Origin of the sequence: Vibrio sp. 99-70-13A1 (assembly GCF_013114625.1) — a bacterium.
Taxonomy (GTDB): Bacteria; Pseudomonadota; Gammaproteobacteria; order Enterobacterales; family Vibrionaceae; genus Vibrio.
Window position 1 is genome coordinate 110,917 of sequence record NZ_VTXD01000006.1, and the last position, 20,454, is coordinate 131,370.

General features: G+C 41.7%; 17 protein-coding genes. 10 read left to right on the top strand and 7 right to left on the bottom strand.

Annotated features, from left to right (window positions below; genetic code table 11):
* Positions 1-21: 21 nt before the first annotated feature.
* Genes F0226_RS06735 through hemC form a run of 4 tightly spaced genes read right to left on the bottom strand, consistent with a single transcriptional unit; the run spans position 22 to position 4,144 of the window.
* A complete protein-coding gene (locus F0226_RS06735; RefSeq protein ID WP_171734929.1) occupies positions 22-1,203 on the bottom strand; it encodes a heme biosynthesis HemY N-terminal domain-containing protein in 1,182 nt (393 codons plus the stop codon).
* Complete coding sequence (locus F0226_RS06740) at positions 1,203-2,453, bottom strand: uroporphyrinogen-III C-methyltransferase (protein WP_171734930.1); 1,251 nt, start codon at positions 2,451-2,453, stop codon at positions 1,203-1,205. Before F0226_RS06740 ends, F0226_RS06735 begins: the two co-directional genes overlap by 1 nt.
* Positions 2,454-2,471: 18 nt before the next feature.
* Positions 2,472-3,200: a uroporphyrinogen-III synthase gene (locus F0226_RS06745; RefSeq protein ID WP_171734931.1), complete on the bottom strand. Its 729-nt coding sequence runs from the start codon at positions 3,198-3,200 to the stop codon at positions 2,472-2,474.
* 2 nt (positions 3,201-3,202) lie between these two features.
* Complete coding sequence (gene hemC / locus F0226_RS06750) at positions 3,203-4,144, bottom strand: hydroxymethylbilane synthase (protein ID WP_171734932.1); 942 nt, start codon at positions 4,142-4,144, stop codon at positions 3,203-3,205.
* Positions 4,145-4,489: 345 nt separating this feature from the next.
* Between hemC and F0226_RS06755 the strand changes: the two genes are divergently transcribed.
* Positions 4,490-7,018 carry a class I adenylate cyclase gene (locus F0226_RS06755; RefSeq protein ID WP_171734933.1) on the top strand — a complete coding sequence of 843 codons (2,529 nt, stop codon included), beginning with the start codon at positions 4,490-4,492 and terminating at the stop codon, positions 7,016-7,018.
* A 106-nt stretch (positions 7,019-7,124) separates the two neighbouring features.
* On the opposite strand, the gene cyaY is transcribed toward F0226_RS06755, so the two are convergent.
* Positions 7,125-7,439 (bottom strand): iron donor protein CyaY, encoded by a 315-nt coding sequence (gene cyaY / locus F0226_RS06760; protein ID WP_171734934.1) that lies wholly within the window; start codon positions 7,437-7,439, stop codon positions 7,125-7,127.
* Between cyaY and F0226_RS06765 the strand changes: the two genes are divergently transcribed.
* The 8 genes from F0226_RS06765 to F0226_RS06800 all read left to right on the top strand — a co-directional run bounded on the left by F0226_RS06765 (position 7,419) and on the right by F0226_RS06800 (position 17,505).
* On the top strand, positions 7,419-7,631 hold the full coding sequence (locus tag F0226_RS06765) for a lipoprotein (RefSeq protein WP_137375465.1): 213 nt from the start codon (positions 7,419-7,421) through the stop codon (positions 7,629-7,631). The genes cyaY and F0226_RS06765 overlap by 21 nt on opposite strands.
* Positions 7,632-7,695: 64 nt before the next feature.
* Positions 7,696-8,949 carry a diaminopimelate decarboxylase gene (lysA, locus tag F0226_RS06770; protein ID WP_171734935.1) on the top strand — a complete coding sequence of 418 codons (1,254 nt, stop codon included), beginning with the start codon at positions 7,696-7,698 and terminating at the stop codon, positions 8,947-8,949.
* Between the two features lie 11 nt (positions 8,950-8,960).
* A complete protein-coding gene (dapF, locus tag F0226_RS06775; RefSeq protein WP_171734936.1) occupies positions 8,961-9,791 on the top strand; it encodes a diaminopimelate epimerase in 831 nt (276 codons plus the stop codon).
* 90 nt (positions 9,792-9,881) lie between these two features.
* Positions 9,882-10,586, top strand: coding sequence for a DUF484 family protein (locus F0226_RS06780; RefSeq protein ID WP_171734937.1), 705 nt, complete (start codon positions 9,882-9,884; stop codon positions 10,584-10,586).
* Complete coding sequence (xerC, locus tag F0226_RS06785; protein ID WP_171734938.1) at positions 10,552-11,484, top strand: tyrosine recombinase XerC; 933 nt, start codon at positions 10,552-10,554, stop codon at positions 11,482-11,484. The genes F0226_RS06780 and xerC overlap by 35 nt, the downstream gene beginning before the upstream one ends.
* Positions 11,485-11,498: 14 nt before the next feature.
* Positions 11,499-12,215: a 5-amino-6-(5-phospho-D-ribitylamino)uracil phosphatase YigB gene (yigB, locus tag F0226_RS06790; RefSeq protein WP_171734939.1), complete on the top strand. Its 717-nt coding sequence runs from the start codon at positions 11,499-11,501 to the stop codon at positions 12,213-12,215.
* Positions 12,216-12,368: 153 nt separating this feature from the next.
* Positions 12,369-14,864 carry an EAL domain-containing protein gene (locus F0226_RS06795; protein WP_171734940.1) on the top strand — a complete coding sequence of 832 codons (2,496 nt, stop codon included), beginning with the start codon at positions 12,369-12,371 and terminating at the stop codon, positions 14,862-14,864.
* Positions 14,865-15,021: 157 nt separating this feature from the next.
* The gene (locus F0226_RS06800; protein WP_171734941.1) at positions 15,022-17,505 is read left to right on the top strand and encodes an EAL domain-containing protein; all 2,484 of its coding nucleotides are present in this window, start codon (positions 15,022-15,024) and stop codon (positions 17,503-17,505) included.
* Positions 17,506-17,680: 175 nt separating this feature from the next.
* Here F0226_RS06800 and F0226_RS06805 read toward each other — a convergent pair whose 3' ends face one another.
* Positions 17,681-18,313, bottom strand: coding sequence for a DTW domain-containing protein (locus F0226_RS06805; protein WP_171734942.1), 633 nt, complete (start codon positions 18,311-18,313; stop codon positions 17,681-17,683).
* The gene (locus tag F0226_RS06810) at positions 18,313-19,854 is read right to left on the bottom strand and encodes a hypothetical protein (protein WP_171734943.1); all 1,542 of its coding nucleotides are present in this window, start codon (positions 19,852-19,854) and stop codon (positions 18,313-18,315) included. The genes F0226_RS06805 and F0226_RS06810 overlap by 1 nt, the downstream gene beginning before the upstream one ends.
* A gap of 39 nt (positions 19,855-19,893) precedes the next feature.
* Between F0226_RS06810 and F0226_RS06815 the strand changes: the two genes are divergently transcribed.
* Positions 19,894-20,364: an EVE domain-containing protein gene (locus F0226_RS06815; protein ID WP_171734944.1), complete on the top strand. Its 471-nt coding sequence runs from the start codon at positions 19,894-19,896 to the stop codon at positions 20,362-20,364.
* The last annotated feature ends 90 nt before the right edge of the window (positions 20,365-20,454 follow it).

Consider the following 20,454-nt stretch of genomic DNA (forward strand, 5'->3'; position numbering starts at 1 on the left):
GATGTTTTATAGCTTAGCTGTTTACGCTGGTTGTATTAGTTCTAATGCTTTACGAGATACCTCGTGAGCCGCTTTAGTTAAATTCTGCTTCTCTAGTGCATCTGATAAATAGCCGTAGTCAGAAACGTTTGCACGAATCTCTAATGCCTTCTCAAGGTGAGTCTGCGCATCAGTCCACTTCTCTTCACGTAAATAAAATTGAGCAAGTGCACTATGAGCGCCCGCATTGTTCGCTTCTTTCTTAAGCGTATTTTGCAACATCACGACGACAGGGTGATGATCCGGTAAGTTCATCTCTGGCAATAGAGCGTATAAGGCAGGAATATCAGACTTCTTCAAGCTTTCTTTGATAACAGTAAATGCTTCGGAATCCGCTTTACGAGCAATTAGCTGTTTCACAAAGCAAGCGATGAGGTGATCGTTCTGCTTTTGCTTCTTAGGTAGCTTATTCCAATGGCTGATTAACCCCTCGCTTCCTTGCTGCTGCGCTATCTCTGATAACAAGCCACATTGAGCTTTTTGGTTAAGCTCTGCGTGTTCTTCATTCGTGAGTTGATTTTGCTTCACTAGTTTAGGTGCTAAATCGATAAGAGGCTGCCAGAGGTTTAACTTAATGTACGTTGTTTTAAGTAAATTAAGAACGACAGGGTTATTGGGGAAATTACTTTTTAGCGTTGAAAGAGTATCAAATGCTAGCTCATAGTTTGCTTCAGCAATCTGTTGTTTTGCTCTAGTTAGCTCAACCGCTAGCAATGAATCATCTTGTTGACTAGCAAGTGTTAGGTAGTGATCGCGCTTGCTGTTGTTACCTTGCCCATGAGCAGCTTCAGAAGCGACAAGATAGCAGAGCAACGGCATATCATGATGGTTAGCCCAGCGAGTAACTTTCTTCTCAGCTGCTTTCCAGTCGCCTTCAATTAATTTCACAATGCCTTCATTGGTATAGCGTCTTGAACGTTTTAGCTTTCTTACACTAAACCAATTCCAGGTTGTTGAACTTGCGTACATTAGCTTTTTAAATAGGTATTCAAGTCCGAACAAAATAGCGAGTAGGGCAACAATACAAATCACAAGGGTGGTTACGCTCATTTCTATAGTTTGGTTAGAAATAGAAATTAATACATAGCCTTGTTGACCAGAAAATTGAGTACCTGCAAATAGACCAGCTCCAAGAACTAGAAAAAGAAAAATCCAACGAATCATTATTTCTCCTCCGAAGTCATGGTGGTTACTTCACGGCGTAAACGTTCACGAATAACATTGGATAGGTCGTTCTGCGATTCCAGTTTAACCGGGTATTTCACCGAAATGTTTTGTTTACTTAATTGGTTAAGAGTTTTTTCAAATTCAATAACGGCATGATCATCTTGGTTGAGGTAAGCCGTCGACCACTCATTAGCTGTGGCTAGAGCCGTTGTGTAGATGTCACCTTGTTCTTTGTAGACTGCACGAATAGCCGTTTCTAATTTACCTTTAATATTTTCACGTAGGTAAAAGTGTTGCTCAGGTGAAAGCAGTGGGATTACATTGCCTTCTCGGCTACGGAAAGTAATAAAGTTTTCAGAGAAATCCTTCATTGAAGTCATCAAATTATTTTGCCAATCATTGATATCTTGCGATACCGCTTCTTTCGCTTCTTTTGGTGCGTCCGGGAGAATAGCATTCGCTAATGGCAATCCATCAATTTGTTGTTGGAGGCTGGTAATTCGAAGGACTAAACCATCTCTATCAATAAGCGGAATGGTGCGCAATTTAGTAATGTCGTTAGCCATTGATTGGCGAAGGGTTACTAGGCTGGGATCATTTAATGCTGCAATACGTTGATCGGCACTTTCCATCAGCTTTGTTGCGCTGACTGCGTCATGTTCTAAGAATAATTTGCGCCCAGCGAGTTTTACCAAATAATCGGCTTCAGCAAGTAACCAATCATTTGGTCTACGTCCTTTTACATCGGCTACCGCAACTTGAAGGCTCTCGATGCTTTTTTGCTGTTGAGACAAAACAACCTGAGTTTTTTCTACAGTAACTGATGCTTGTTGAATGGTTTCTTGTTTTGTCTTTTCTAATTCTTGATTTAGCGCTGACTGAGTCGTTTTTAGTTGGTTCTGTAATGCTGTGATTTGTTCTGCTTGCAAACTATTTTGTTGCTGCATCTGGAAAGCAATACCACCACTAAAGATGATTGAGATTGCTATAGCTATAGCACCGAGTTTTACTCCTCGCTTACCTTGTTTTTCTGCTTTCTCTATTTGCTTTGAATCTTGTGATTTTTGGCTTGTTGTTTTTGATTGACTCTCAACCTGTGTGTCTTCTGTAGTTTCGGCTGAAGATGACTCTACAACATCTTCCACTGAACTCTTTTCTGGTGAATCAGTAGCGTTATCTTGCTTTGGCTCTGAAACTTCGTTCTTTTGTTCAGGGACAATTTGGTCATTATTTTTTTTGCTTGTCATACTGATTTCCTATTCTAGCTATGGCTGGAGAGCAGCCAGTAATATTTGATTAGTTGCGCTTAAAGTATTGTTGACTTTAGAGAAGCCTAATTGTTGTGCTCGATTAGCAATGCGTTGGCTTGGTACGAATAAATGGCAACCTTGTAGCCAATGAATGTCATCTTTAGGAGTTATGGACATTAAATATTCCAATTGTTCCTGGCTAGTGATGACTATTTTTGAAATACCACATTGAATCCAATCTTTAAAAATATTGCGATCAGTTATTGGAATATATTCTCGATGATAAGTCTCACTATAAGTGACGGTTGCTCCTCTGCTGAGAAGTGAGTCTCTTATGAGTTCTCTACCCCCATTACCTCTAAGAATGGTAATTCGTTTACCTTCGACATCTTGGAGTTCTTTGAGTTGAAGAAAATGTTCACTATCACTGACTTCTGGATAGTTTACGGGTTGCTCGCAAAGTTTGCTTAAAATCTGTGCGGTTTTTTGACCAACGGCAAGATATAGAGGGTGTGATGGCCATATATCAGCTGATAAAGAGAGAATATTTTGTGCGGAGGTTGCTGCATGTTGACTGACAGCGATGATTAGATCGCTTGTTTTTAACTGGAGGTGAAAATTATCTACTTTCTGATTATCGGCAATACGAATAAGCGGATGATGGATCGCTTGGATACCTTCATCCGCTAATTGTTGGCAAAGTGCTTGCCCTTGTTTTCCAGGGCGCGTTACCAACACTGTCATGATTAATCGTGATCTGCGTAAAGTTTAGTTAAGATCTCTTTTGCGCCATCATTGAGGAGTTGGTTAGCTAGTGTCACACCTAAAGATTCAGCATCTTTACGTGAACCACGGATTTCACCTCGAACGATTTTTGAACCGTCAGGTTCTCCAACTAGTGCTCGTAGCCAAATGTCGTCTTCACCTTCAAGTAATGAATAGCTGCCAATTGGAACCTGGCAACCACCCTCTAAAGTAAGGTTCATCGCTCGTTCACATAGCACGCGGTCAGCGGTGTCTTTATCGTTTAGAGGTTCTAACAACTTAATTAGACGCTCATCGTCTAAGCGGCATTCAATGCCAACAGCGCCTTGACCAACAGCGGGAAGTGACTGTTCTGGCTCAATAAAGCTGCGGATACGTTCTTCTAGATCTAAACGCTTTAAACCAGCAGCGGCTAAAACGATAGCGTCAAATTGGCCATCATCCAGCTTACCTAAACGAGTTCCTACGTTACCACGAAGTTCCTTGATGATTAGGTCTGGGCGAGCTTCAAGTAGCTGACATTGACGGCGTAAGCTGCAAGTACCGACAGTTGCGCCTTGTGGAAGCTCATCAATGTTGTTGTAAGTGTTTGATACAAAAGCATCACGCGGGTCTGCACGCTCACAGATGGTGACAAGACCTAAGCCTTCTGGGAAGTCGACAGGTACATCTTTCATTGAGTGTACGGCTAAATCGGCTCTGCCTTCTAGCATGGCAACTTCAAGCTCTTTAACAAAAAGCCCTTTACCGCCAACCTTAGCTAATGGCGTATCAAGAATGATGTCGCCTTTGGTCACCATTGTGACTAACTCAACCTCTAAACCAGGGTGAGCAGCTTGAAGCGCATCTCTTACGTAGTAAGCTTGCCAAAGGGCTAGCGGGCTTTTTCTGGTTGCAATGCGGATAGGTGCTGAATTTGTCATGGTGTTTCCGATATGAGTTCTTTGATTGCTTAATCCTACCACTGTGAGGTGAAAATTCTTACTGTTTGATCGATGCTGACTTTGATAGATATATGATTTGCATAAGTTCACCAAAATAGTGTGATTGGCATCTCATTTGAAACATGGGCTATTATTAGAAATAGAGAATAAAGAGGACACTACGTGATCGTGATATCTCATTCTTTATGGTGAAAAGACACGTTAGCCCGTAGGTTCCTCTTCTTTACCGATAAGCTTAAAAGTGTTAGATTGATCACGTTTTGTTGCCGTTTTTGATTGGTAACTAAACAGAAAGTGTATTTACTCTCAAACCAAGGACTTACCTTGCAGGCTTACATTCAGACTTTAATTCAACGATTGGATAATCTAAATCAACAATGCATTGATCGTGCGTTGGCATTGATGGATTTACAAAGTCAGCGTGTATTCAATTTGATACCAGCACTTTTTCATTTTAACCACCCCATGATCCCAGGTTACTACGACCACAACGTTCCTTTTGGAATTCACAATTTCGAGTTAAATGAATTCCAAAAGCAATTTGTCGAAGATGCCGAATTGACTTTGGGCGGAAAGCTTGCAACAGATGACCAGCCTGAAATTCTAGGTCTGTATACCATGGGTAGCACGTCTTCAATTGGTCAAAGTACATCTAGCGATTTAGATATTTGGGTGTGCATCTCTCCTAAAATGGACAGTGCGACTCGCGATAGTCTCACCAACAAATGTTTATTGATTACCGATTGGGCTCAAACCCAAGGTGTTGAAGCCAATTTCTTTTTGATGGATGAAGAACGTTTTCGTTCAAATTATTCAGAGGAAATGACCGGTGATAACTGCGGTTCATCACAACACTTACTACTTTTAGATGAATTTTATCGCTCAGCTGTGCGTTTAGCTGGTCAGCGTTTGTTGTGGCAAATTATCCCGCCTGAAATGGAAGAGTGCTACGACGAATATGTAAGTGATCTTTGTAGTAATAACTACATTGATTGCTCGCAGTGGATAGATTTTGGCAAACTCAATCAAATCCCAGCAGAAGAATACTTTGGTTCTAACCTGTGGCAGCTCTACAAAAGTATCGACTCTCCGTATAAGTCTGTCTTGAAAGCTATCTTGTTAGAGGCTTACTCTTGGGAGTATCCACATACCCAATTACTCAGTATCGACACTAAACGCCGTTTTTTTGCTGATGAACCTGATCTGTATGGCATGGATACTTACTATCTAATGCTAGAAAAGGTAACTCGTTACCTAGAAAGAATTAATGATCATACTCGCTTAGATTTGGTACGACGCTGTTTCTATCTAAAGACTCATGAAAAGTTGTCTCGTGAAGCGGGTATTGGTTCCGTTCCATGGCGTAGAGAAGCACTCATTGAAATGACTCGTTCTTGGCAATGGGATGCAGAGACCATTGTTGAATTAGATGATCGCCGCAACTGGAAAGTGGAACAAGTTAAAGTGGTGCACCATGCGCTGCTTGATGCGTTAATGCTGAGTTATCGAAACCTCATTCAGTTTGCACGACGTAACGACATCACTTCCGCGATTAGCCCACAAGACATCAGTATTCTTGCGCGTAAGCTTTATGCTGCGTTTGAAGTGCTTCCTGGTAAAGTGACCTTGCTTAACCCGCAAATATCACCAGATTTACACGAATCAGATTTAAGCTTTATTGAAGTGCGCCAAGGGCAAACTAATAAAGCTGGTTGGTATTTGTATAAGCAGCCTTTGATTGCGCATCGTATTCTTGGGCAGCCATCGTTAGAGCACCATGAATATCTAAGTAAACTTGTGGCTTGGTCTTTCTTTAATGGGCTTATCACGGAGTCAACACGCCTTCATTCTGTTGTACGTGATGCTCAAATTGATATCGACAAGTTTTACCAAATGGTGAGTGACTTACGTAATACTTTCTCATTGCGTAAACGTCGCCCGAGTATGCAAGCTTTAGCTAGTCCTTGTGAAATAAGCCAACTGGCAATGTTTATTAACTTTGAGAATGACCCAACGTCAGAGCTAAGCGGTCGTTCGCTTAAAGTTGATTTGAAAAATGCTGATATTTTCAGTTTTGGTGAAGAAGGTAAAAGCTTAGTCGGAAGTGTTGATTTGGTTTATCGAAATTCTTGGCATGAAGTGCGTACGCTTCATTTCCAAGGTGAGACCGCAATGCTGGATGCTTTGAAGACGGTGCTTGGAAAAATGCACCAAGATGCTTTACCACCAGAATCCGTGGATGTTTTTTGTTACAGCAAAAATTTACGCGGTGTGATGCGTAATATGGTGTATCAACTTCTGGCTGAATGTATCGATTTACGTTTGAAGCCGATCGAACAAGAAAAACGTCGTCGTTTTAAAGCGATCCGCTTAGCGAATCAAATGTTTGGTTTGTTCTTTGAGCGTCGTGGTGTATCGGTACAGAAACTTGAAAACTCTGTGGATTTTTATCGCAGTATTTCATCGAATAAGCTACAAGGCTCTCCCCTGCTCATGCTAGATAAAGAGCAAGAATATCAGCTTCCCGATGTGGTTGATGGTTTTGCTAGTGAAGGGTTGATCCAGTTCTTCTTCGAAGACACGGAAAAAGGCTTCAATATTTATGTATTGGATGAATCTAATCAGGTTGAGGTATATCACCAGTTTAGTGGCGAAAAAGATGAGATGATCGCGAGCGTGAACTCTTTCTATACGTCGGTAAAAGATGAATCGAAGATGTCGTCTAAGTTGATTAACTTCAATTTACCTCAGTACTACCAGATCGTTCATCCGGAAGAAGGTAACTCTTATGTAGTGCCTTACCGCAATGATAATCAGGTTTGTTCTCGGGTATCAAAAATCGTTAATGCGTAAATAAACTAAATTTTTCAATAAAAAAGGAGTGAATCAATCACTCCTTTTTTGTTTTTATGGTTTAGGTTTTTTTTAAGGCTTAGGTTTAATGCGCGATTTTCCAGGATTACACCCAGTCAATCTCTTCGCCCGCATGCTTAACGCACTCTTCCTTAACCATCTCAAAAAGCTCCATCCCTGTTTTTGAACACGTCCACTTATCTTCAACAAGTTTGAAGTGGAAGCCTCCAGAACGAGACGCTAACCAAATTTCTTGCATCGGCTCTTGGCGGTTAATGATGATCTGGCTGCGGTCTTCAAATTCCAGAGTCATCACGTTTCCAGTCACTTCATAATCCACATCTGCCTCTGATTCATCGATAGCTTCTTCGATGTTTTGCATCTGTATATCGACCAGCTGATGAAATTCAGTATCGTTCATCCTTTCTATCCTATTGCTTTTCTTGAGTGTGGTGCGATTATAGGGGGCATTGAGTTAATAATCACGATATGCAAAATGAAAAAGTTAATTACTGCTCTATTTATGGTGTCCGTTATCGGTCTTTCTGGGTGTGGTCAGACAGGAGCGTTATATCTTCCTGATGAGCCACAGCAAAGCGAACCATCGCAATAAATGCCCAATCGCAACAAGTGAATAAACGCAACAATAGCAATCGTATTTATAAGGGATAAGAATTTTGGATTACTTTAACTATCAGGATGATGGTCAGCTTTGGGCTGAGAACGTCGCACTTTCACAATTAGCCGAGCAATATGGCACGCCTTTGTACGTCTATTCACGTGCAACACTTGAACGCCATTGGAATGCTTTTGACTCTTCTGTTGGAGAGCATCCCCATCTTGTTTGTTATGCAGTAAAAGCAAACTCAAACTTAGGTGTGCTGAATACACTTGCTCGTCTTGGTTCTGGCTTTGATATCGTATCAGGTGGTGAACTTGAGCGTGTTATTGCAGCCGGCGGCGAAGCGTCGAAAATCGTATTCTCAGGAGTCGGTAAAACAGAATCTGAAATGAAACGTGCGCTTGAATTAAACATTAAGTGTTTTAACGTTGAGTCTGAACCTGAATTAGAGCGCCTAAATAAAGTTGCGGGTGAACTAGGTGTGAAAGCGCCGATTTCTTTGCGTATTAACCCTGATGTCGATGCAAAAACTCACCCTTATATTTCAACGGGTCTGCGTGATAATAAATTTGGTATCGCTTTTGACCGTGCCCCTGCGGTTTATCAATTTGCACAAAGCTTAGATAACCTTGATATCCAAGGCATTGATTGCCACATTGGCTCTCAATTAACGGATATTGAACCTTTTATTGATGCGACCGATCGTTTGTTAGGATTGATTGATCAGCTACGAGCTGATGGTATTACGATTAAGCACCTTGATGTGGGTGGGGGTTTAGGCGTGGTATATCGTGATGAATTGCCTCCTCAACCATCTGACTACGCGAAAGCATTATTGGCTCGTTTAGATAATCATTCTGACTTAGAGCTGATTTTTGAACCTGGAAGAGCGATTGCGGCAAACGCTGGTGTATTATTGACAAAAGTTGAGTTCCTTAAGCCGACAGAGCATAAAAATTTCGCGATCATCGATGCTGCAATGAATGATTTAATGCGTCCTGCGCTATACCAAGCATGGCAAGATATTGTGCCAGTTAGCCCTCGTGAAGGTGAAGCAGTGACTTACGATCTCGTCGGTCCAATTTGTGAAACGGGCGATTTCTTGGGTAAGGACCGCGATTTGGTTCTTGAGCAAGGTGATCTATTGGCTGTTCGTTCAGCTGGTGCTTATGGCTTTGCGATGTCATCTAACTACAACACTCGTTCTCGAGCGGCTGAAGTGATGGTTGATGGCGAGAAAGCTCATTTGGTTCGTCAGCGTGAAGAGCTTGCGAGCTTATGGGAACTTGAAAACATTCTTCCGGAGTAATTTGAAGCGTTATGCATTTCCATTTTTCTAAAATGCATGGTTTGGGTAATGATTTCATGGTCGTAGACTGTATTACCCAAAACATTTTCTTTTCCCCTGATTTGATCCGTCGCTTGGCGGATCGTCATACTGGGGTTGGTTTCGATCAGTTGCTTGTTGTTGAAGCACCTTATGATCCTGAAACAGATTTTCATTATCGAATTTTCAATGCGGATGGCAGTGAAGTAGAACAATGTGGCAATGGCGCACGTTGTTTCGCTCGCTTTGTTCGCATGAAAGGCTTAACCAATAAATACAGCATCAATGTCAGTACTAAAAAAGGCAAAATGGTACTGAAGATTGAAGAGAATGACCAAATCACTGTGAATATGGGCGTTCCTGAGTTCGAGCCAAATAAAATTCCTTTTAAAGCAAAACAAACTGAAAAGACCTACATTTTACGTACTGAATCACACACCTTATTTTGTGGTGCAGTAAGCATGGGGAACCCTCATGTCGTGACGGTGGTAGATGATATTGATACTGCTGATGTTGATACATTAGGTCCACTTCTGGAATCTCATGAACGTTTTCCTGAACGTGTGAACGCTGGTTTCATGCAAGTGCTTAATCGCAATGAAGTTCGTTTACGTGTTTATGAGCGTGGTGCGGGCGAAACTCAAGCCTGCGGAAGTGGTGCATGCGGTGCTGTTGCTGTGGGGATTTTACAAGGTTTACTTGATGAAGACGTAAAAGTCTCTCTGCCTGGCGGTAATTTGCATATTAGCTGGCAAGGTCCTGGTAAGCCTCTGTATATGACAGGTCCTGCGACACACGTGTTTGATGGTCAACTATCTTGCTAGCTTCTGAGTAAGCTAGCTTTTATGTACCTCATTTGTATCAATAAGCCAACGACGAAAATAAGTTGGTATTAATAAAATAAAGGAAAAGTTGTGTCTTACGTAGAAGCAGACGCACTAACGGCAGAAGTGGTCGCCGAATATTTACGTGATAACCCTGATTTTTTTCAGCAACGTAAAGAGTTGGTTGATCACCTCGCGATTAATAATGTTGAGCAAGGTGCCGTTTCACTAGTTGAAATTCAGTTGAAAAGACAGCGCCAGCGAATTGAAGATTTAGAAGAAGAAATTACTAGCCTGATGTCCTTAGCGGCGAATAATGACAAAACGTTCTACGAATTCATGACGCTACAAGACCAGATATTGAAATGCACCGATTTTATTGAAGTGATTACGGCTGTTGAAAAAAAAGCCGTAGAGTTAGGACTAAAAGCCTATATTCGCTTACTGTCTCAAGATTCAGGCTATTATCATTTAAGTAAGACAGGATATTCTCGTTTCTCTACTAACCATCTAAATGGTAAAGAAGCCTACCTTGGTCGTTTGAGAAAGGCGGACAGAAGTGATCTCTTTGATGAAATAGCGGTACCAGAACTTGGCTCGTATGTTGTTTTACCGCTTATTAAGCAAAGCCAGTTAGGCTTTTTAGCTTTTTCAAGTGAAGACGGTGGTCACTTTCAACCTTATATGGATACGCTTTTCTTACGTCACTTATCTCTTGTGGTGGCTCACTTAGCCGCGACATTACCTTGGCAGAAACTCGATGAGCAACCAGCCCAAAATACCTCTTCCATCTAGCCTACAAAAGCCTCTGGAACGCTTCTATGAATATTTAAGAAGCGAAAAGGGGCTCAGTTTACATACCCAACGCAATTACAAGCAGCAACTAGAGACAATGGCATTCCATTTGGTGGATCTTGGTTTGAAAAGCTGGAACCAAGTGGATGCGGCTTGGGTGCGTCAATTGGCAAGTAAAGGCATGAGAGAAGGAATGAAAGCGAGCAGTTTAGCAACTCGCTTATCATCGTTACGCAGCTTTTTTGATTTTCTTGTGTTACGTGGCGAGATGTCTGCGAACCCTGCGAAAGGCGTATCTGCACCTCGTAAACAGCGTCCACTACCGAAAAACTTAGATGTCGATGAAGTAGGGCAGTTACTGGAAGTTAACGAAGATGACCCTCTGTCTATTCGTGATCGTGCCATGATGGAAGTCATGTATGGGGCGGGCTTACGTTTAGCGGAACTTGTTGGCATCAACATGAAAGATGTACTGAGCCGGCAAGGTGAGATTCGAGTCATTGGTAAAGGGGATAAAGAACGTAAAGCTCCCTTCTCAGGGCTTGCAAAAGAATGGGTTGATAAGTGGCTCAAAGTACGAAGTGAATTAGCTCATCCAAGTGAGAAGGCGCTGTTTGTTTCTAAATTAGGGACTCGAATTTCTCATCGTAGTGTGCAAAAAAGAATGGAGGAGTGGGGTAAGAAGCAAGCTGTTGCTAGCCACATAAGCCCACACAAATTACGTCATTCATTTGCAACGCATGTATTGGAATCCAGTCAGAATTTAAGAGCAGTACAAGAGCTTTTAGGGCATGAGAATATTTCTACGACTCAAGTGTATACCCATTTAGACTTTCAACATTTAGCTCAAGCTTATGACCAAGCTCACCCACGAGCGCGTAAGAAAAATAAAGAATAACGAGGTTTATTAGAATGCATGTTTACCGAGGCACTGCTCCCATTAAAGCGATGACGTTCGATTTGGATGATACGCTGTATGACAACTGGCCTGTCATTATGAAGGTTGAGCGTGAGATGGTGCTTTGGTTACATCAACATCATCCTGTTTCAGCTTCCATTAGCCTAGAACGGTGGCAACAAGTTAAACAAGACGTTGCAAGCATGAATCCAATGCTCAAGCACGACGTTACTTTATGGCGTCAAACTCAAATTGAGCAAGGCTTAATCATGTTAGGTTATGGTCAAGCGAAAGCGGAGAATGCCGCACGAGAAGGTATTGCTCATGCGTTATGGCTGCGTAACCAAGTTGATGTACCGCAAGAGAGCCATCGTGTTTTAGCTGAGTTAAGCCAGAAAATGCCGTTAGTGGCTATAACGAATGGCAATGTGGACCCTCATAAAATCGGTCTAGGATGTTACTTCCAATTGATTCTTAGAGCTGGGGCGGATGGACGAGCAAAGCCACATCCAGACATGTTTGACCGTGCTCAACAATTCTTAAATGTGAACCCAGCCGAGATATTACATGTTGGTGATCACCCTATTACCGATGTTTTAGGTGCAAAACAAAATGGCTACCAAGCTTGCTGGTTTAATGACCAAGGTAAAACCCCTTACCACACATCAAAAATGCGAGTGCTACCTGATTTAGAAATTACACAAATCAGTGATTTACTGATATTAATGTAAATCACTGAACTTACTTAATAATTCGCATTTATAAGACTGAGTTGATACATTGGTAATTAGTGAGGCATTATCTATAGGGTCACCACAGCATTAAATATTAGAACCAGTGGTTGCCAACACGTTAATAATTATAAATTGTGAACAAGGCTTGGCATGCAAACGTATACTTTTTTAGCTCATACTGAGGAATTATTAGAGTCTCAGTTGATGGAACATCAATGGAATAGTAACCATAGTTATCTCATTCAATTATTTTCTACTCAACCTGCTGATGTAGCTCAAAGCTTTGCTCGTGTTGCCCTTTCTAATATACCTTCCCCTGTTATTATTGGGCAAAGTGCTTGCCACATCATTCGTGATAACCTTCTTCAAAATACTGGAACGATACTGATTATTAGCGAGTTCTCACAAACTCGTTTAACTTCAGCCGTGCAAATCTTTACGGAACAGCCGGAAAGAGATAGCCAATTTCTTGTAGAACAACTGAAAATTTCCTCTGACACACAAGCGGTGATTAGCTTCAGTGATCAGCTGTATGCGCGGGATTATCCAATTTACAGCGCATTTGAGCAGCTTCCTTATGTAGTTCCTGTTGCTGGTGGATTATGCCAAGAGAACAAGTTTGGTCGATGGGTTTTACATAATACGGATGTCTACCAACATGCTTGTGTCGCGGTCTCACTGACAAATCCAGATTTAAAAGTATGGTCAGACGCTTATTCGGAGTGGAATCCTATAGGGATGAAGTTACGTGTAACCAAGGCTGAAGGTCATCGAGTGTACTCCTTAAACGACAAACCAATCTTTGAAGTATTTAAGCATTATTTGTCTGATGGGAAAGATTTACCTTTGAGCCAGATGATGAGCTTTCCGCTTTATCGAGAGTCCAGAAAAGACAAAGGCATATCAACACCACTTCGGATTAACAGTGACGGCAGTATTGAGTTCGATAGTGTTTGGGAAACCGGTCAGTATGCTCAGTTTTGTTATAACCACCCATCTCTTACCTCTGAAAAAGTACGCCATGGGGCAGAAGTTCTGTCCATTCATCAGCCCGAATCCGTCTTTATTTACAACTGTGCTTCTCGGCTAGAGTTTATTGATGGCACAACAGAATTGATGCCATTTAAAGGGGTTGCTGAAACGACAGGGGCCTATTGCATGGGGGAGTTGTATTGCGATAACGGTAAACAAGAGATCCTCCATCATAGTTTAACCTATCTCGCGATACGTGAATCTCAAGATCTTAGGGAGTTTTATCGCTCTGAGCAAAAGTCAGAATCAACCGTTTCTCCATTATTGAATTTAGTTCGAAATGCAGTCGCAGACCTTGATCAGATAAATGCTGAAATGGAAAAGAAGTTACATCAACAAGCAAGAAAGTTGACGGATAACTACCGCATTGATTCTAGGACTGGTTTGCCGAATCGGATGGCTTTAAAAGAGCGGTTGGATGAACTGGCATTCAGTGAGCACTTGTTGACTTTAAAGCTGACCAATTTTAATCATGTGAATGAAAAGTATGGCTATCAGGTTGGTGACCAACTGCTGCTCGACCTTTCTAGCCACTTTATTCATCGCCTTGAAAAAAGGCTGAGTCAAGTTCCACTAAAGATAAGCTTGTTTAGTATCGGAGTGGGAGAGTGGGCTTTGATTTTTAACGCCAACACTGAAAGTCATTTGATTAAGCAAAAATTTGTTCAATTTGCTGATGCTATCGAGCGAATTAACTTTGAGCCTTATGGTTTATCGGACGTAGATTATCTTTCTGTTTCTTTGTGCGGTGGGTTTGCTAGCCGATGTGATTTCTTAAATGAAACTGGCGATGAAATCTTGCTTAAAGCCATTGAAGCTAGGCGTTATGGTGTTCGAAACAATACCCACATTACCAATGCAAAAGATATTCAGGTCAGTGAGGAAGATCGTAAAGAGCGCATAGGGTGGCTAAGTTGTGTGAGCCGCGCAATTTTAGATCAAAAAATCATTACCTACACACAGCCAATTGTTTCTGCCAGAACCCATGAAGTGGTCGCTCAAGAATGCTTAGTAAGAATTATGGAGTCTGATGGCAAGATAGTCATGCCAGGTAAGTTCTTACCTATTATCACTGACACGCATTTATACACTCGCCTCAGCCGACATATGATAAAGAGTACTTTAGGGTATATGGCTGATAAGCAAGGTGCATTCTCCATTAACTTATCACCTCAAGATTTGTTTAGTGATAAAACGCTCGAAGTGCTAGAAAGTTCAATTCTTAATATGAATGATCCAACTCGACTTGGGTTGGAAGTTTTGGAGTCTGAGCAGATAAAAGACTACGGGCGCATGATTGAAGTGTGTAACCACTTTCGTTCATTAGGCGCTCGAATTATTGTGGACGATTTTGGTGCAGGATATTCGAATATCGATGAGATCATCAAACTCGAACCGCAAATCATTAAGCTAGACGGCAGCTTGATTCGCAATATAGATCAAGACATTAAACAGCGGAAAATCGCTTCGCAGCTAGTTCGGTTATGCCAAGTTTTCAATGCGAAAACTGTGGCCGAGTTTGTTCATAATCAAGCAGTATGTGATATCGCAAAGGATATGGGTGTCGACTATTTGCAAGGTTATCATTTAGGTAAACCGAAACGCTTGTTTTAGCAAAAAACGAAAGAAATTAACTGTATATTGGTGGCGCATTCCATAAACTGGATGACACGAACCTCACATTATTAATAAAGCTATCAGTTTTATTGCGTGCATAGCACTAAAAATGCGAGCAGAATAACAAGTCATTAACTTAAAGATTAATGTGAATATGCAGTCTATTTCAATCTTGGTACAAGATTTTGATCAGCTCCAAACGGAGTTAAGTCAGGTCTCTTTTTCATCTAATGAAAAATTATTAATTCAGGTCTTTTCTTCATTTGAAAAGAGTCGAGTTGAATCTGCATGTCTGGAGGTTAAAAAGACTTTCCCCAACGCTCAGCTCATTGGCGCAAGCGCAAACCACTTTATTCGTGAAGGTGAGATTGAGTACCAAGGTCTCTACCTTATTATCACTCGTTTCTCTTCAGTTTCCCTTTCTTGCAGCCTTGTTTCTTATAGTGATGACTTAGCTGCAGACAGCGCACAGATGTGGCATCAATTAGAGTGTACTAAGAACACTCAAGCCATTATTTGCTTTGCTGATCGTATGAATATGAGCAAACAGGCACTTTTCTCTTCTTTCAATCATTCTCGATTACAAATCCCAATTGCTGGTGGTGCTTCCACGATTACTGATTACGGTCGTTGGGTAATGTTGGATGGTCATTGCTTTGAAAATGCTTATGTAATGGTTGCCTTGCATGGCTCCGATTTGGCTATTTCCAAAGGCTTTTATACTGAGTGGAACCCAATAGGGAAAACTTTCCGTGTGACCGCTGCTGATGGAAAGTTGGTGTATGAATTGGATGGGCGTCCTGTTAGGGAACTCTACAATCATTATTTAGCGGATGGTTTGGAAGTACCTTTAGAACAACTGCATGATTTCCCATTAATGGTCGGTGAGCCTAAAGATCAAAGTATCTTTTTACCGATGAAAATCGTTGATGGTAATGCACTTGAGTTTAATGGGGAGTTTAATGTCGGTGATGAAGTACGCTTTTGTTACGACCACCCATCACTGACCCTTGAGCAAGTGCGAAATGGTGTCCAACAAGTGGCTCACCAAGCTCCTGAGCAGTTCTTCATTTATAACTGCACCTCTCGTCTTGATTTCATTGAAGGCAACCAAGAAGTCGCTATGTTCCAAAATTTGGCAGACAGCTTTGGTGTGTATTGCATGGGAGAGCTGTACAGAGATGATGACCAACAGCGTTTATTGCATCACAGCTTGACCTATATAGCGTTGAGAGAGGGAGAACGTTCCAGCGATCAAGCGACACCTACCAATAAAACGGCAAGTGCAATATCTCCACTATTTTCTTTGATCCGAAATGCGCTCGTTGATGTTGATGACATGAACCAAACCATGACGAGCAAAATACAAAAACAAGCGACTGAGTTGACGGTGAGTTATCGAGTCGATCGCCGAACTGGGTTGCCTAATCGAACTGTATTGAGAGAAAAGCTCGTTAAGATGAAACCTTCAAGCCATTTATTGAGCTTAAAGGTGAGTAACTTCAGCCAGATAAATGAAAAATACGGTTATCACGTTGGTGACCAATTACTGAATGATTTAAGTGAGTACTTTCAAGCGGCGCTCTGGAAGTTATTCGATAAAGACTGCTTGTTGTACTGCATTGGCATTGGTGAGTGGGCGGTTGTATTTGAAAGTATGCAAAGTGAAGAATTTATACAGATGCGCTTCTCTGAATTTGCAGATACAACAGAACATGTAAACTTTGAGCCAATGGGATTACCGGATATCGATTACTTATCGGTGTCTTTAAGTGCTGGCTTAGCGAGCCGCTGCGATTTCCCAAATCTATCAACTGACGATTTGTTACTTAAGTCGATTGAAGCACGTCGTGATGCGGTGCGTAATAATAAGCACCTAGTGAATGCTCGAACCTTAATTAAGTTAGAGCAAGAAAGACAAGAGCAGCTTGGCTGGTTATCTTGCGTCAGCCGTGCGGTTCTTCATAAAAATGTGGTTGCTTGCGCTCAGCCTATCGTGGCTGCTCATACCCACCAAGTGGAAAGCTATGAGTGTTTAGTTCGTATTGAAGAAGACGGACAGCTTATAGCGCCAGGAAAATTCCTTCCCATTATTGAAGGCACACACTTATACACTCGCCTCAGTCGACAAATGATTACTCGAACGTTTGAGTGCATGAGTGAAAGAACTGACTCATTTTCAATAAACTTATCCCCTCAAGATTTAACCAATGAGAAAACTTTATATCAATTGGAAGATGCTATTGGATTAATAAGCCATCCGCAGCGTATTGGGCTAGAGGTACTAGAAACCGAACAAATTAAGGATTACAGCCGGTTGATCGAGGTGTGTAATCACTTCCGTGATTTAGGAGTAAACATCATTGTGGATGATTTTGGATCTGGATATTCGAATATTGATGAGATATTAAAGCTAGAACCACAAATCATCAAATTGGATGGAAGCTTGATTCGTAATATCGATAAAGATGAGAAGCAAAGGAAAATCGCACAACAGTTGGTGAGTTTATGTCAGATATTGAATGCAAAAACGGTGGCTGAATTTGTTCATAATCAGCAGGTCTGTGAAATTGCTGAAGATATGGGTGTCGATTATTTGCAAGGCTTTTACTTTAGTGAGCCGAAACGTTTATTTTAGTTGCTCCGGTTTGAACCTAGTGGAATTGAAGCGGCATGGTGATAAGAGAGATGCTTTAAATAGAGTGGATTAAAGGGGCTGACGTTCCACGTGAAACACTCTTCATTTGATTGATGAAAAAAGGGAAGCGCTGGCTTTCCTTTTTTGTTGGCATCAACCTTTCGTTGCTTACTACCTATTTGAGTTTATGTCCGCATTTATCTGCTTTATACATTTGAAGGTACTGTGCAAAGTACCGCTCAATTTGATCCGCTTGCTGTTCTTGGTCAAGCTCTCTAAGTAATTGAATTCCCACTTCACAAGTACATAAATGCCCAGCCTCTTGGTTTCGCCTTAGTGTATACATGGAGTCTTGATTGGTTTGCAGATGAATCGCGGGTAATGCTTTTAGCCATGAACTTTTATTAAGCATCTTTTTAGCTTCTTGCCAGGTTCCATCCAGCATAATAAATATTGGTTGAATCTGATTCTTGCTCGCGGGCAGGTTTTTTATTGCTTGCTGACAAGGTTGGCTAGTCTCACTAGGGAAAAGTACAAAAGCCTGAAACTCAGGCTGTGCAATTTTATGAAGCAGTTCTGCTGGTGGCTCTTTTCTCTGCCACGTATAAACATGGCAGTTTTCTAATGTTTGATTGAGTAGCTTACCGGTATTGGTTTCGCGAGAGAGTTCATTCTCATGAGTTAAAAGGACCAAATCAATCGAGCTATCCACCTGTGGTTTCTGATCACAGATGCATTGGTGCTTAAACCCACAACCAGTGCATGCTTTAAGTGCTTGCTCTTCTTGTCGCACTTGCGGCTCTTGCATTAGAGCATGACTCCGTCTTGTGCTGGAGTGATTTTGTCAGCGAAGAGTATTGCATCGGTCACATCATTATTCTGAGCGACAGGTGCAACGCTAGGGTTCATTGGGTAGCTTACACCTGTGTAGCTTAATTTGTGCTGAGCTGGTGTTGCTCCGCCACCTCGAACATTGAAGATAAGATCTTGCCAGCCATGGTGTTGAGCTTTGCCTAATCGAATATCGTCTTGAACTAAGGTAATGCGGCTGTTGAAGCGCCAATCATCGTTATAGTTTTCGAAAATCAGTAATGTACACCCGCCAGAGCCACACCAATCTAACTGAGCTAATAGCTCATCATTACCATCGCCATTGAGATCATAGGTAAGCCAACGATACTTTGTGTTATCAGGAGAGGTTTGATGAATCTTGAAATAGTGGCGAATAGCATTGTCGACATCTTGATTAAACTCAGAACTGGAGTTGATCTGTTTTGCTGATAAATCTACAGATGTGCTTGGTGCTTTTTCAACTTGAGTGTTTAGCGTTGGCTTTGCTCTAAATAAGGTAAGTCCACCATTGGAGATAGGGTAAACCACGTTACCAACTTTCTCTTTTTCTGCCGTTATCTGATAACCATTCCGAGTAAAGATACGTTCAGAGATTAAGTATTGCTGTTGATGCTGCGTCATCACAACTTGTACTTGGTCTTTATTTAACTGCTGCCAAAAGCCTTGCTCGACAATCGAGGGCTCGCCAGAAGTATAAGAGTAAGTTGTCGTTGCACTATGGTTATCATGCAGCTCTAGTTGAACAGAAAACCCTACGTTATCGGTAGAGCTTGCAAAATATAGCCCAGACCAATCTAGAGTTGAGTCGACGTTAGCTACCGTTGCACACCCCTCTAAGTCTTTACTCCCGATAGCCAGTTGCGATTTCCAACCGTATATAGAATCGCTCATACCGTCGTTACAGGTTCCTTTTTGTAACTCAAGGGAACCATCATTCAGGCTATATTTCCTTTTATCAGAGCTTACGCGGCTTGATTGAATCGCTAGGTTCTGCGGCTTATCACCCATTGGTGTATAAGTGATTTGGTCTTTGTTAAAAGAAGCAGACCAAAAAGGTTCGGTACCAAAGGCGCGGGTTGAGCGTAACGGTTGAGAGCATCGTTCAGGGTTCTCAGTGGTCAGTAAATTAACTTGTTCTACAACAAAGCGTGCTGTGAAATCAGCATTATAACCAGTTTGGCTTGGCACACTAAGGTGACCAATCATTTCACCATACATGGTTTGATAAGGTCTTGAAGGCAAAATAAGAGCTTGCTGAAGCGACTCTTTAGGAAGGTCTAGCCAGTATTGTTGTTTACTGCCGCAAGGAGTGAAGGTACGAGTTTCATGCCCAACAACCACTTGTCCACGCATGATGAAGGTTTGAGGCTGAATGCTTTTGGGTTCATCTAAGGTTGCTGGTGGTAACTCAGGTTCAGTCATCACTTCAGGTGCAGTACTGCAACCTTGAAGTGCCAGAATAGCCAGCCACGTCGCTGGGTTTTTAAATGCCTTCATGTTATATCTTCCTATGAGCAACCGTTAACTGGATTTATTATGGCATATTGGTTATTTAAAACTGAACCCGACACATTCTCAATTAACACTTTACGGACACAAAACTCCTCCTGTTGGGAGGGGGTGCGCAATTATCAAGCAAGAAATATGATGCGAGATGATGTAAAGCTGGGTGACTTAGTGTTGATCTATCATTCTTCCTGCAAAAAGGTTGGGGTTGCGGGTATTGCTAAAGTGACCCGGGAAGCGTATCCCGATCATTTTCAGTTCGATCCAGAAAGTGATTACTACGATCCAAAATCTACTCAAGGAAACCCAAGGTGGATCATGGTCGATGTGGAGTTTGTACGAGTAACAGAAAGGCTCATACCGCTTGCGACATTAAAAGCTATGCCAGAGCTTGAGAATATGCCTTTGGTCAAGCGTGGAAATCGCTTATCTATCATGCCAGTTTCAGAGGCGGAATGGACGGCAATTTTAAGTAAAGAGACTTTACCTAAGCGCGGTTAATGTGTTTCTTTGAAGAATAAAAAAGCAACCGAGTGGTTGCTTTTTTGATGTGAGATTCAGCCTGTGTTCGCTTATCGCTTATCGCTTATC

Bases quoted from the DNA above. Each gene is read 5' to 3' on its own strand.
- F0226_RS06735 (WP_171734929.1), bottom strand. From the start codon at position 1,203: ATGATTCGTTGGATTTTTCTTTTTCTAGTTCTTGGAGCTGGTCTATTT.
- F0226_RS06805 (WP_171734942.1), bottom strand. From the start codon at position 18,313: ATGCAAGAGCCGCAAGTGCGACAAGAAGAGCAAGCACTTAAAGCATGC.
- dapF (WP_171734936.1), top strand. From the start codon at position 8,961: ATGCATTTCCATTTTTCTAAAATGCATGGTTTGGGTAATGATTTCATG.
- F0226_RS06745 (WP_171734931.1), bottom strand. From the start codon at position 3,200: ATGACAGTGTTGGTAACGCGCCCTGGAAAACAAGGGCAAGCACTTTGC.
- xerC (WP_171734938.1), top strand. From the start codon at position 10,552: ATGAGCAACCAGCCCAAAATACCTCTTCCATCTAGCCTACAAAAGCCT.
- F0226_RS06795 (WP_171734940.1), top strand. From the start codon at position 12,369: ATGCAAACGTATACTTTTTTAGCTCATACTGAGGAATTATTAGAGTCT.
- F0226_RS06815 (WP_171734944.1), top strand. From the start codon at position 19,894: ATGGCATATTGGTTATTTAAAACTGAACCCGACACATTCTCAATTAAC.
- hemC (WP_171734932.1), bottom strand. From the start codon at position 4,144: ATGACAAATTCAGCACCTATCCGCATTGCAACCAGAAAAAGCCCGCTA.
- cyaY (WP_171734934.1), bottom strand. From the start codon at position 7,439: ATGAACGATACTGAATTTCATCAGCTGGTCGATATACAGATGCAAAAC.
- F0226_RS06765 (WP_137375465.1), top strand. From the start codon at position 7,419: ATGAAATTCAGTATCGTTCATCCTTTCTATCCTATTGCTTTTCTTGAG.
- F0226_RS06810 (WP_171734943.1), bottom strand. From the start codon at position 19,854: ATGAAGGCATTTAAAAACCCAGCGACGTGGCTGGCTATTCTGGCACTT.
- yigB (WP_171734939.1), top strand. From the start codon at position 11,499: ATGCATGTTTACCGAGGCACTGCTCCCATTAAAGCGATGACGTTCGAT.
- F0226_RS06800 (WP_171734941.1), top strand. From the start codon at position 15,022: ATGCAGTCTATTTCAATCTTGGTACAAGATTTTGATCAGCTCCAAACG.
- F0226_RS06740 (WP_171734930.1), bottom strand. From the start codon at position 2,453: ATGACAAGCAAAAAAAATAATGACCAAATTGTCCCTGAACAAAAGAAC.